This window comes from Pseudomonas sp. BF-R-01 (assembly GCF_019946615.1).
GTDB lineage: Bacteria > Pseudomonadota > Gammaproteobacteria > Pseudomonadales > Pseudomonadaceae > Aquipseudomonas > Aquipseudomonas migulae.
Genome location: NZ_JAGYFX010000019.1, coordinates 1 through 12,376, shown reverse-complemented (window position 1 = coordinate 12,376; position 12,376 = coordinate 1). Strand labels below are relative to the sequence as shown.

The window sequence follows — 12,376 nt, the reverse complement described above, 5'->3', positions numbered from 1 at the left end:
GATCTTATTCTTTGTTGATTGAACGTTCAATCAAAACAAAATAGACTGGCCCTCAATCCGATAGACGTTTTGCGTCTGCCGGAAGGCCTAAGGAGATGTGCAAGATGCCCAAGGTCGGTATGCAACCCATCCGCCGCCAGCAATTGATCGAAGCCACCTTGCTGGCCGTCGATCAGGTCGGAATGGGGGACGCCAGCATTGCGCTGATCGCCCGTTTGGCCGGTGTCTCGAACGGCATCATCAGTCACTATTTTCAGGACAAGAACGGCCTGATCGCTGCCACGGCGCAGTACCTGATGAGTGTCCTCAGCGAGAACGTCACCGCGCGCCGTCAGGCGCTGACAGATGCCAGCCCGCGGGCGCATCTGCAGGTGATCATCGAAGGCAACTTCGACGCCAGCCAGGTCAATGGCCCGGCAATGAAAACCTGGCTGGCCTTCTGGGCCACCAGCATGCACCACCCGTCTTTGCACAGGTTGCAGCGGATCAACGATCACCGTCTGTATTCCAACCTGTGCTGCCAGTTCCGCCGCGTATTGCCGCTCGATGACGCGCGCAGTGCAGCCCGGGGCCTGGCGGCGTTGATTGACGGTTTGTGGTTGCGCGGCGCGCTGTCGGGAGATGCTTTCGACACGGAACAGGCGCACCGGATCGCTTACGAATACATGGATTTCCAACTGGCCAAGCAGGTGAGTTAGAGCACACATAAAACGCTCAACCCCTGAACCGCCACTGACCAGCGTGCCAGCGCTACACGGCACGCCCAGTGGTCAACGCCAACCACTTATGCACTTGCGAGGACACTATGGCCCGTTTCGAACTGCAAAAACTCTACATCGATGGCGGTTACTCCGACGCCAGCAGCGACGCCACTTTCGAAGCCATCAACCCGGCTAACGGTGAAGTCCTCGCAAAAGTACAGCGTGCGACCAAGGAAGACGTTGAGCGCGCTGTAGTCAGCGCCGAAAAGGGCCAGAAAATCTGGGCTGCAATGACTGCCATGGAGCGTTCGCGCATCCTGCGTCGCGCCGTTGACATCCTGCGCGAGCGCAACGATGAACTGGCCGCCCTGGAAACCCTGGACACCGGCAAGTCGTTCTCCGAAACCAAGTATGTCGACATCGTTACCGGTGCCGACGTGCTGGAATACTACGCAGGCCTGGTCCCAGCCATCGAAGGCGAGCAGATTCCGCTGCGCACCACTTCGTTTGTTTACACCCGTCGCGAGCCGCTGGGCGTCGTGGCCGGTATCGGCGCGTGGAACTACCCGATCCAGATCGCCCTGTGGAAATCCGCTCCTGCCCTGGCGGCCGGTAACGCGATGATCTTCAAGCCAAGCGAAGTCACTTCCCTGACCACGCTGAAACTGGCCGAGATCTACACCGAGGCAGGCCTGCCAGCCGGCGTGTTCAACGTATTGACCGGCAGCGGCCGTGAAGTCGGCACCTGGTTGACCGAACACCCGCGCATCGAAAAAATCTCCTTCACCGGCGGCACCGACACCGGCAAGAAGGTCATGGCCAGCGCTTCCGCTTCGTCGTTGAAAGACGTGACCATGGAACTGGGCGGTAAATCCCCGCTGATCATTTTCGACGACGCCGACCTCGATCGCGCCGCCGACACCGCGATGATGGCCAACTTCTACAGCTCCGGCCAGGTCTGCACCAACGGCACTCGTGTGTTCGTACCGAGCCACCTGAAAGCCGCTTTCGAAGCCAAGATCGCTGAGCGCGTTGCGCGCATCCGCGTCGGCAATCCGGAAGACGAAAGCACCAACTTCGGCCCGCTGGTCAGCTTCGCCCACATGGAAAGCGTGCTGGGCTACATCGCCAAAGGTAAAGAAGAAGGCGCTCGCGTGCTATGCGGCGGCGGCCGTCTGACCGACGGCGAATTCGCCAAAGGCGCGTTCGTGGCACCGACCGTGTTCACCGATTGCACCGACGAGATGACCATCGTTCGCGAAGAAATCTTCGGCCCGGTGATGGCGATCCTGACTTACGAAACCGAAGAAGAAGTGATCCGTCGTGCCAACGACACCGACTTCGGCCTGGCCGCGGGCGTCGTCACCAAGGACCTGAACCGCGCTCACCGCGTGATTCATCAACTGGAAGCCGGTATCTGCTGGATCAACGCCTGGGGCGAGTCCGACGCGAAGATGCCGGTCGGCGGCTACAAGCAATCCGGTGTGGGTCGTGAGAACGGCATCAGCTCGCTGAACAACTTCACACGCATCAAATCGGTACAGGTTGAGCTGGGCGATTACGCCTCGGTGTTCTAAGACCCGAGTCATGTGTTGCCCGCGAATCGAGTGCGCAGCACTCGCCCAGGCCTGACCTGACCATATTTAAAGAGGGTGCATTCAATGTCCCAAGAATTCGATTACATCATCATCGGTGCCGGCTCGGCCGGTAACACCCTGGCGACCCGTCTGACTGAAGACGAAGGCGTCACCGTCCTGCTGCTCGAAGCAGGCGGCCCGGATTACCGGATGGATTTCCGCACGCAAATGCCGGCGGCCTTGGCGTTCCCGCTGCAAGGTCGTCGCTACAACTGGGCGTACGAAACCGATCCAGAGCCACACATGGACGGTCGCCGGATGGAATGCGGTCGCGGCAAGGGCCTGGGCGGTTCTTCGCTGATCAACGGCATGTGCTACATCCGCGGCAACGCGATGGACTACGACGGCTGGGCCAAACTGCCTGGTCTGGAAGACTGGGACTACCTGAACTGCCTGCCGTATTTCCGCAAGGCCGAAACCCGCGACATCGGCCCGAACGACTACCACGGTGGCGAAGGCCCGGTCAGCGTGACCACGCCGAAAGCCGGCAACAACCCGCTGTTCCACGCCATGGTTGAAGCCGGCGTGCAAGCCGGTTACCCGCGCACCGAAGACCTGAACGGTTACCAGCAAGAAGGCTTCGGCCCGATGGACCGCACCGTGACGCCGAAGGGCCGTCGCGCCAGCACCGCTCGCGGTTACCTGGACGTCGCCAAGAAGCGCTCGACCCTGACCATCGTCACTCACGCCCTGACCGACAAGATCCTGTTCGAAGGCAAGCGTGCCGTCGGCGTGCGTTACCTGATCGGCGCCGCTGAAGAGCGCGTTGAAGTCCGCGCCCGCAAAGAAGTGCTGCTGTGCTCCGGCGCCATCGCTTCGCCGCAGATTCTGCAACGTTCCGGCGTCGGCCCGGCCGAACTGCTGAACAAGCTCGACATCCCGGTGGTCCACGACCTGCCAGGCGTCGGCGAAAACCTGCAGGATCACCTCGAGTTGTACCTGCAATACGCCTGCACCCAACCGGTCTCGCTGTACCCGTCGCTGCTCTTGCACAACCAGCCGGCCATCGGCGCCGAGTGGCTGTTCAACGGCACCGGCATCGGCGCCAGCAACCAGTTCGAAGCCGGTGGTTTCATCCGCACCCGTCCGGAATTCGAATGGCCGAACATCCAGTACCACTTCCTGCCGGTCGCGATTAACTACAACGGCAGCAACGGTGTGAAAGAGCACGGTTTCCAAGCGCACATGGGTTCCATGCGTTCGCCGAGCCGTGGTCGCATCCAGGCCAAGTCCAAGGATCCGCGCGAGTACCCGAGCATCCTGTTCAACTACATGGCCACCGAGCAGGACTGGCAGGAATTCCGTGACGGCATCCGCCTGACCCGTGAAATCATGCAACAGCCTGCACTGGACGCTTTCCGTGGCCGCGAAATCAGCCCGGGCATTGAAGTGCAAACCGATGAGCAGCTCGACAAGTTCATCCGCGAACACGCCGAAACCGCGTTTCACCCGTCCTGCTCGTGCAAGATGGGCACCGACGAGATGGCTGTGGTCGATGGCGAAGGCCGTGTGCACGGCATGCAAGGTCTGCGCGTGGTCGATGCCTCGATCATGCCGATCATCACCACCGGCAACCTGAACGCGCCGACGATCATGATCGCCGAGAAAATCGCCGACAAGATCCGTGGTCGCAAGCCATTGCCGCGCAGCACTGCCAGCTACTACGTGGCCGGTGACGCTCCGGTGAAAGGCAAGCCTCTGCGTGATGTGAGCGCGACAGCACGCTGATAGCCGCTCTGCAAAACCGCAAACCGCCACCTCTTCGGAGGCTGGCGGTTTTTTATTGCCTTGAATAAACCACCCACCCTGTCCAGCTCGCAACAAAACTCGCAACACTTATAGGGGGCTTCAAACTTAATAGTTGCATTAAGATCAGCGCCAAACAAAAACCTGATTATCAAGGATGATAATGAATACCCACTATGCAAACCCAACTGTATCAGCCAGCTTATTCCGACAAGCAATAGCAAAAGAAACAACAATCACTCTGAACTTCAACTATCTCAGCGGCATGATCGAAGCGTGGCGGATGAAAAATCACGACCAGAGTATTCATGAGCTGAAAATCCAGCTAATCAATATCTTTGCAACCTACCTCCACCCGGAAGATGCCTACTATTTCGATAAATTAGGGCAAGCACACGACGGCGTGGCCGCCGTGTGCATCAAGAATATCTTCCACCTCGATTCACCCAGGCTGGCCCTGACGGTGCATGAAGCGCTCGCCGATTTGTTCCATCTGGTTGACATCAAATACGACTATGAAGAACACAAAGCCTTATATCTTAAACCGGCAGCAGAAAAATATCGGGAATGGGGAAATGGCTATGGAGATATCACACCGCATTCCGACGACTTGTATGAAAACCTCAGCGTGGACTTCCTGGCATTAACAGTTTGCCGAGACACTACTCATACGCCGACGGCTTATTATTTTCCCGCAGACTTGCTCTGCGACCTTGATAACGAAGACATTGAAACACTGCTTGGCATGCAAGCCAGGTTTATTTCAGGCAAAAACGTCAAGGGTTCGAAAGAGCGAATTCGCAATGTCGTTGAATACGACGACCACTACGGCTACCGGTTCTCTCTGGACTTCCGGATCGACCCGCACAACGGTGAGCGGATGCGAGCGGTCAACGGCGGCCAACATGTCCTCGACAAGATAAGAGCCCAGTTGCCCACCGCCAGTCACAGTGTCTCGACAGCCGAGACCGGAACCTTCCTGATCGTGGCCAACCATAAGATCCTGCACGCACGCCCCATGCTGAACATGAGTGAAGATGCAGTGCGCACCCAGGCCGCCACTTCAACACTGGCCACCACACCTCGCCTGCTGTTTCGCAGCAAAGGCCCCAGGAAACAGTATTACGCGCTGAATGCATCCGACTGTCCGCGGGAAACTTGCTGATGGTTGCCGGAAAACCGCCTTGTCATTCGTCAGCCAAGGTCTTCCAGGAAGGCGCACGGGATGCGATCAGCTTCGGTGTCGCCTTCCTGTTTCTGTATTTGTCGATCGGGATGGTAGGCGCCGCACAGTCGTTAACCCTGGGGCAGACCCTGGCAACAACCTTGTTGATTTTTTCTACGCCGCTCCAGTTTTTGCTTCTGCAAAACTACAACGATGGCTGGCTGTTGATTCCGGTCATTCTGGCGCTCAACGTGCGATTTCTGCTGCTCTCGGCCGCGCTGGCGCCGTACCTGAAGCACGTCTCGACAAGCAACATACTGCCCTCGCTGATCCTGATAACGCCGTCGATATTCACGGCCTGCATGACCCGCTTCAAACAACGAACCGATCACCCCTTCACTTACATGCTCGGCGTGGGCTTGCCGATATTTGCCGTGTCGATTGTGTGTACCTGCATCGGCTTCATCGCCGGTGCCGGGCTGGCGTCGCCGGTGACTACGGCCGTGATGACGATGCTGTTGCCGCTTCAGTTCACGGCACTGGCCGGCAAACACTGGCCGCATTACGCCGAAGTGTCCAGCTACTGGCTGGGCTTCATCGGCGCGCCAGTGCTGGTGCTGTTCTTCAAGGATTACAGCTTGCTCATCACACCGTTTTTGATCGGTGGCGTGACCGTGTTGATTGAAAACGCCTGGACCGAACAAGGAGTGCGCAGCCAATGACAGTTTGGTTTTTGATCGGCTTTGCCGCCGTCAGCGCACTGGCGTTTCGCGCCCTGCCCTTTGCCTTTAAAAACACGACGGCGCTGACGCGCACCCACGGTTCGTTTTATCGGTTTATCAACTACAGCGCACAAGCCATGCTGGGGGTCATCATTTATGACACGGCCTTCAACAAACAGGATGCGCCGAGCCTGATGCAACAGTTTGAAAACCTGGATGCACTGAAGCTGATCCTGCTGCTGGGGACCTTCATTGTGGTCGCCAAAACCAGAAAAATACTTCCCGCTTTCCTGGCCAGCCTGATGATTTATCTGACGGCGGTCGTCTATCTCTATGGCGGGCAGTAAGCCCCGCCCCCTCTCACCACCGTAACCCATGCCATCGCGAGCAGATCACGACAGGGTCTGCCCGCGAGCCTCGGCCTTCACGCTGATTAAATATTTCCTGCGTAGCTCTGCGCTTGATCCTACCCCCACGCAGGCCTAATCTAGCGCCACGCAAACGTTTCACCCCCCCCTTCGCAACACCGCTGCATCGCCACTCCAGACCAAGGAGGTTCCCGAATGTTCGATTTCCACCCCCAGCTCAAGCAGCGCTTTGCTGCCTTGCGCACGGGCGCTGAATTCTTTTCTCTGCGATACGTGCGCGAGTCCGGCCAGTACCTGTCGGTGCGCAAGAACGTTGCCGAACCTCCGAGCCTGAGCCGTGACGAAGGCGCGATGCTGACCGTTCGTGTCAACGGCGTCGAAGCCTACGCCGCGACCAATGACCTGTCGCCGCAAGGCCTGCAATCGGCGCTGGACCGAGCCGAGCAACAAGCTCGCCTGCTCAAGCCTCACGCGCTGCTGGACCTGCGTGAGCAAGCCGTTTCCAGCGACCGCGCCGACTATTTTTCGCCGAACCTCGAGCAGCCCTTCCCGTCCCTGAGCGATTGCTACCAACTGCTCGGCGCCGAATCCGCGGCGGTGCCCAAGGACGAGCGACTGGTGAACTGGCAGGTCAGCATCGGCATCACCCATGTCGAGCAGATCTACCTCAACAGCGCCGGCGCCGAACTGCGCCAGGCCCAGCGTTTCGTCTATCCGGGCCTCGATGTCACGGCCTACGACGGCAACGACAGCCAGACCCGCAGCCTCGGCCGCGAGAATTTCGGCCAACAGGGCAGCGCTGATGTCATCAGCCGTTGCGGCCTGATCGGTGCCGGTCCAAAAGTTGCCGATCAAGCATTGCAATTGCTGCTCGCGCCGAACACGCCGCAAGGCCCACGCGACCTGCTGCTGATGCCCGACCAGATGATGCTGCAGATCCACGAATCCATCGGTCACCCGCTGGAACTCGATCGCATCCTCGGTGACGAGCGCAATTACGCCGGCACCAGTTTCGTCAAGGCCGAAGACTTCGGCCATTTGCAGTACGGTTCGAAACTGCTGAACGTCACCTTCGACCCGGACATTCCCGAGCAGCTTGCCAGCTACGGTCATGACGACGACGGCACTGCCGCGAGCAAGCAATTCCTGATCAAGCAAGGCTTGCTCCTGCGTCCATTGGGCGGCGCACTTTCGCAGTTCCGCGCCAGCATGGACGGTGTTGCCAACAGCCGCGCCTGCGGCTGGAATCGCCCACCGATCGACCGCATGGCCAACCTCAATATCGAGCCCGGCGATCAGCCGCTGGAACAACTGATCGGCAACATCGAACACGGTATTTTGATGAGCACCAACCGTTCCTGGTCCATCGACGATGCGCGCAACAAATTCCAGTTTGGCTGCGAATGGGGCCAGTTGATCGAAAACGGCGAACTCAAAGGCGTGGTGAAAAACCCGAACTACCGGGCGATTTCCGCGCAGTTCTGGAAGAGCCTCAGCGCCGTTGGCGACGCCAGCACCTTCAAGGTTCTGGGCACGCCGAACTGCGGCAAAGGCGAACCGAATCAGGTGATCCGTGTCGGCCATGCATCACCGGCCTGCGTGTTCAGCAACGTGGATGTATTTGGGGGAGACGCCTGATGAGCACTTCAAAAAGTCAGGCTGATTCGTTCAAGGCCTTGGTCAACGGGTTGCGCGAGGCGATTCGCGAACCGGAGCAATTCACCCTCAGCTACGCCGCCGAATCGTCGGCCTTCGTGCGTTTCAATCATGCCAAGGTGCGGCAGGCCGGGCAGGTGCAACAGGCGAGCGTCGGTCTCAAGCTGATCAACGACGGACGCCACGCTGACCTCGACATCACGCTGTCGGGCGATGCGCACGTCGACGCCCAGCGTCTGGCCGAAGGCCTGCAACAGTTGCGCGACACCCTGCCGCTACTACCGCAGGATCCGTACTTGCTGCTCAACTACACCGGCTGGCAAAGCAAGAATGTGCAGGAGCATCCGCTGCCGGACACCGAGCAGGTGGTCGCCGAAATCACCCGGGCCGCCGAAGGGCTGGATCTGGTGGGTTTCTACGCCGCCGGCCCGATCAGTCGCGGTTTCGCCAGTTCTTCAGGCGCGTTCGGCTGGCATCAGGCCAACAGCTTCAACTTCGACTTCAGCCTGTTTCATGCAAACGGCCAGGCGGTGAAAGCCAGCTACGCGGGCCATGACTGGAACAGCGAAGGGTTTGCCCGGCGCTTCCAGCAGGCGCGTGAGCAGCTTGAGTTTCTGGGGCGGCCACTGCGGACTTTGGCACCGGGTCAGTATCGCGCTTACCTGGCGCCGGCCGCGCTGGAAGAAATCATGGGCATGTTGTCCTGGGGTGGCTTTTCGGCGCAGTCGATTGCCAGCAAGAGCAGTCCGTTGCAGAAACTCTACGCGGGCGACCATTCGTTCAGTCCGCTGGTGTCCCTTGACGAGCAAGTCAGCGGTTCGTTGAGCCCGGCATTTTCTGGCGAAGGTTATCCACGCAGTGACCTGAAGCTGATCGTCGAAGGCAAGGCCGGCGCGCAATTGGTCGGCTCACGCAGCGCCGCCGAATACGGCCTGACGGCCAACGGTGCCAGCGGCGGTGAATCGCCGACCGCGCTGAACATGGCGCCAGGCGCGCTTGCCGATGCCGAGATCCTCAAGCAACTGGGCACGGGCTTGTACATCAGCAACCTCTGGTACCTGAATTACTCGGACCAACCGATGGCACGCATGACCGGCATGACGCGGTTTGCGACGTTCTGGGTCGAGAATGGCGAGATACAGGCGCCTGTCAGCACCATGCGTTTTGATGACAGTGCTTACAGTTTGCTGGGTTCGCAGCTGGAAGCGCTGACCGAAGAGCGCGAGTTGTTGCTGTCGGCGAGCACTTACAGCCAGCGGGCCACGGCATCGGCGCTGTTGCCGGGCGCGCTGATCAGCCGCCTGACGCTAACCCTCTAAAAGCTTCGCGGGCAAGCCTCGCTCCTACAAGAACAGCGAAACCCTGTAGGAGCGAGGCTTGCCCGCGAAGAAGCCGCCACGGTTAATCTGATTCACACTGACAAGAGGTCCCATGCCCAACCGCCCGCCTCTCGACGCTGTCACCGCCCGCTGGTTGCCGTGGGTCGTCGCCATTGCCTTCTTCATGCAGTCCCTCGACGGGACCATCCTCAACACCGCCCTGCCGGCCATGGCCCGCGATCTGGCGGAAGACCCGCTGCGCATGCAGGGCGTGATCATCGCCTACATGCTCACCGTCGCGTTGCTGATCCCCGCCTCCGGCTGGATCGCCGACCGCTTCGGCACCAAGAAAATCTTCTTCGGTGCGATCCTGCTGTTCAGCTTTGGCTCGTTGCTCTGCGCCTTGTCGAGCAGCCTGAGCATGCTGATCGGCGCCCGGGTGATTCAGGGCCTGGGCGGTGCGCTGATGCTGCCGGTCGGTCGGCTGGTCGTACTGCGGGCCTATCCGCGCTCGGAACTGGTGCGGATCATGGGTTTCATCACCATTCCCGGCCTGCTCGGCCCGTTGATCGGCCCGACCATGGGCGGCTGGATGGTGGAATACCTGACGTGGCACTGGATCTTCCTGATCAACCTGCCGGTCGGCGTCGTCGGTTGCTACGCGGTGTGGAAATTCATCCCCGACCTGCGCGGCACTGAACGCACGCGGTTCGACAGCCTCGGCTTTTTGCTGTTTGGCGCAGCGATGGTGCTGATCACCATCGCCATGGAAGGCCTCGGCGAACTGCACCTGCCGCACCTGCGCGTGATGTTGCTGCTGTTCGGCGGCATGGCGTGCCTCGCGGCGTATTGGCTGCGGGCCGGGCACATCGACAATCCGCTGTTCGCGCCGTCGCTGTTCAAGACCCGCACGTTCGCCGTCGGCATCCTCGGCAACCTGTTCGCCCGTCTCGGCAGCGGCGCACTGCCCTTCCTCGTGCCGTTGCTGCTGCAAGTGGCGCTGGGCTACTCGCCGTCGCAGGCGGGGATGAGCATGCTGCCGCTGGCAGCGGCGGCGATGGTCGCCAAGTCGGTGGCGCGGCCGCTGATCGAGCGCCTGGGTTATCGCATTGTGCTGACCGGCAACACCCTGGCGCTGGGGCTGATGCTGGCAAGCATGGGCCTGGTCAGCGAGCAGACGCCGTACTGGCTGCTGCTGGGCATGCTGGCGATTCTCGGCGCGATCAACTCGTTGCAGTTCACCGCGATGAACACCGTGACCCTGATCGACCTCGACGACGCCAGCGCCAGCAGCGGCAACAGCCTGCTGTCGGTGGTCGCGCAATTGTCCCTCAGCCTGGGCGTTGCATGCGCCGGTGCGCTGCTCGGCGGGTTCACGGCAGAGATCGGAAACGACGGCGTGGACACGGTGCTGGGCGCGTTCCAACTCACGTTTGTGACCGTCGGAATCATGGCGATGCTGGCCGCGACGATCTTCTCGCAGCTGTCGAGAGAAGACGGACGGCGCGTCAAGCGTCCGGAAGAACACATCGAACCTTAGGGCCAATGGCCATGGGACTGGTACACTGCGCGACATTTTGTTTTGCAGGCCAGTCCCGTGACCACCATCGCCACCGCTTTTAATACTTTGCCGCTGTCCGCCGCCATGCTGGCTAACCTCGACTCCCTCGGTTATGCCCAGATGACGCCGATCCAGGCGCAAAGCTTGCCGGTGATCCTCAAGGGGATGGACCTGATCGCCCAGGCCAAGACCGGCAGCGGCAAGACCGCAGCCTTCGGTATCGGCCTGCTGAACCCGATCAATCCGCGCTTCTTCGGCTGCCAGGCGCTGGTCATTTGCCCAACGCGTGAACTGGCTGACCAGGTTGCCAAGGAAATCCGTCGCCTGGCCCGCGCCGAAGACAACATCAAGGTCCTGACCTTGTGCGGCGGCGTGTCGTTCGGTCCGCAGATCGGCTCGCTGGAGCACGGCGCGCACATCATCGTCGGCACTCCGGGTCGCATCCAGCAGCACCTGCGCAAAGGTTCGCTGGTGCTTCATGGCCTGAACACGCTGATCCTCGATGAAGCCGACCGCATGCTCGACATGGGTTTCTACGATTCCATAGAAGAAATCATCGCCCAATGCCCGGAGCGTCGTCAGACCCTGCTGTTCTCCGCCACGTACCCGGTGGGCATCAAGCAGTTGGCGTCGAAGTTCATGCGCAACCCGCAGCAAGTGAAGGCCGAGGCGTTCCACGACGACACGCAGATCGAGCAGCGCTTCTACGAGATCTCTCCGGAAGAGCGCATGGACGCCGTGGTCAAGGTCCTCGCGCATCACCGCCCGGCCTCTTGCGTGGCCTTCTGCTTCACCAAGCAGCAGGTTCAGGAAACCGTCGATCACTTGACCGCCAAAGGCATCTCCGCTGTCGGCCTGCACGGCGATCTGGAACAACGTGATCGTGACCAGGTGCTGACGATGTTTGCCAACCGCAGTACTTCGGTACTGGTTGCCACCGACGTCGCCGCCCGCGGCCTGGACATCGATGCGCTGGACATGGTGATCAACGTCGAACTGGCCCGTGATTCGGAAATCCACATTCACCGCGTTGGCCGTACTGGCCGCGCCGGTGAAAAAGGCATCGCGATCAGCCTGGTCGCCCCGTCCGAAGCGCACCGCGCCCAGGCCATCGAGCAACTGCAGAAGTCGCCGTTGAGCTGGGATCAGCTGGACAACCTCAAGTCCCAGGGCGGTGGTCCGTTGCTGCCGCAAATGAGCACGCTGGTCATCGGCGCTGGCCGTAAAGACAAAGTGCGTCCGGGCGATATTCTGGGTGCGTTGACTGGCGATGCCGGGATTCCGGGCGCGCAGGTTGGCAAGATCGCGATTTTCGACTTCCAGGCGTTCGTGGCCGTGGAACGCGCAGTTGCCAAGCAGGCAGTGCAACGCCTGAACGACGGCAAGATCAAAGGCCGCTCGCTGCGCGTGCGTATCTTGTAAGAACAACACTGCCCCTGTAGGAGCGAGGCTTGCCCGCGAAGAACGAAAACTCGGTTTACCTGACTCTCCGCGTTATCGT

Annotated in this window: 10 protein-coding genes; all 10 read left to right on the top strand. The window is 60.3% G+C overall.

Features of this window, described 5'->3' with window-relative positions; all coding sequences use genetic code 11:
- Positions 1-104 precede the first annotated feature (104 nt).
- The 10 genes from betI to dbpA all read left to right on the top strand — a co-directional run bounded on the left by betI (position 105) and on the right by dbpA (position 12,297).
- Entirely contained in the window at positions 105-698 is a 594-nt protein-coding gene (gene betI / locus KGB27_RS09945; protein ID WP_008033272.1) for a transcriptional regulator BetI, read from the top strand.
- Between the two features lie 107 nt (positions 699-805).
- Positions 806-2,278, top strand: a complete 1,473-nt coding sequence (betB, locus tag KGB27_RS09940) for a betaine-aldehyde dehydrogenase (RefSeq protein WP_223554221.1) — start codon at positions 806-808, stop codon at positions 2,276-2,278.
- An 84-nt stretch (positions 2,279-2,362) separates the two neighbouring features.
- Positions 2,363-4,066: a choline dehydrogenase gene (gene betA / locus KGB27_RS09935; protein WP_223554219.1), complete on the top strand. Its 1,704-nt coding sequence runs from the start codon at positions 2,363-2,365 to the stop codon at positions 4,064-4,066.
- Between the two features lie 181 nt (positions 4,067-4,247).
- Entirely contained in the window at positions 4,248-5,249 is a 1,002-nt protein-coding gene (locus KGB27_RS09930) for a hypothetical protein (protein ID WP_223554217.1), read from the top strand.
- On the top strand, positions 5,249-5,971 hold the full coding sequence (locus KGB27_RS09925) for an AzlC family ABC transporter permease (RefSeq protein ID WP_207284851.1): 723 nt from the start codon (positions 5,249-5,251) through the stop codon (positions 5,969-5,971). The genes KGB27_RS09930 and KGB27_RS09925 overlap by 1 nt, the downstream gene beginning before the upstream one ends.
- Positions 5,972-5,982: 11 nt before the next feature.
- A complete protein-coding gene (locus KGB27_RS09920) occupies positions 5,983-6,318 on the top strand; it encodes an AzlD domain-containing protein (protein ID WP_263290050.1) in 336 nt (111 codons plus the stop codon).
- A 216-nt stretch (positions 6,319-6,534) separates the two neighbouring features.
- Positions 6,535-7,977, top strand: a complete 1,443-nt coding sequence (locus tag KGB27_RS09915) for a TldD/PmbA family protein (protein ID WP_223554212.1) — start codon at positions 6,535-6,537, stop codon at positions 7,975-7,977.
- The gene (locus tag KGB27_RS09910; RefSeq protein ID WP_008044776.1) at positions 7,977-9,314 is read left to right on the top strand and encodes a TldD/PmbA family protein; all 1,338 of its coding nucleotides are present in this window, start codon (positions 7,977-7,979) and stop codon (positions 9,312-9,314) included. The genes KGB27_RS09915 and KGB27_RS09910 overlap by 1 nt, the downstream gene beginning before the upstream one ends.
- Positions 9,315-9,426: 112 nt before the next feature.
- A complete protein-coding gene (gene mdtD, locus KGB27_RS09905; RefSeq protein WP_223413605.1) occupies positions 9,427-10,854 on the top strand; it encodes a multidrug transporter subunit MdtD in 1,428 nt (475 codons plus the stop codon).
- Positions 10,855-10,959: 105 nt separating this feature from the next.
- Positions 10,960-12,297, top strand: a complete 1,338-nt coding sequence (dbpA, locus tag KGB27_RS09900; RefSeq protein ID WP_230427581.1) for an ATP-dependent RNA helicase DbpA — start codon at positions 10,960-10,962, stop codon at positions 12,295-12,297.
- Positions 12,298-12,376 lie beyond the last annotated feature (79 nt).

What these genes read in the sequence shown, in the direction of transcription:
- betB (WP_223554221.1), top strand. Translation starts at nt 806, where the DNA reads ATGGCCCGTTTCGAACTGCAAAAACTCTACATCGATGGCGGTTACTCC.
- dbpA (WP_230427581.1), top strand. Translation starts at nt 10,960, where the DNA reads ATGCTGGCTAACCTCGACTCCCTCGGTTATGCCCAGATGACGCCGATC.
- mdtD (WP_223413605.1), top strand. Translation starts at nt 9,427, where the DNA reads ATGCCCAACCGCCCGCCTCTCGACGCTGTCACCGCCCGCTGGTTGCCG.
- KGB27_RS09910 (WP_008044776.1), top strand. Translation starts at nt 7,977, where the DNA reads ATGAGCACTTCAAAAAGTCAGGCTGATTCGTTCAAGGCCTTGGTCAAC.
- KGB27_RS09915 (WP_223554212.1), top strand. Translation starts at nt 6,535, where the DNA reads ATGTTCGATTTCCACCCCCAGCTCAAGCAGCGCTTTGCTGCCTTGCGC.
- KGB27_RS09925 (WP_207284851.1), top strand. Translation starts at nt 5,249, where the DNA reads ATGGTTGCCGGAAAACCGCCTTGTCATTCGTCAGCCAAGGTCTTCCAG.
- KGB27_RS09930 (WP_223554217.1), top strand. Translation starts at nt 4,248, where the DNA reads ATGAATACCCACTATGCAAACCCAACTGTATCAGCCAGCTTATTCCGA.
- betI (WP_008033272.1), top strand. Translation starts at nt 105, where the DNA reads ATGCCCAAGGTCGGTATGCAACCCATCCGCCGCCAGCAATTGATCGAA.
- betA (WP_223554219.1), top strand. Translation starts at nt 2,363, where the DNA reads ATGTCCCAAGAATTCGATTACATCATCATCGGTGCCGGCTCGGCCGGT.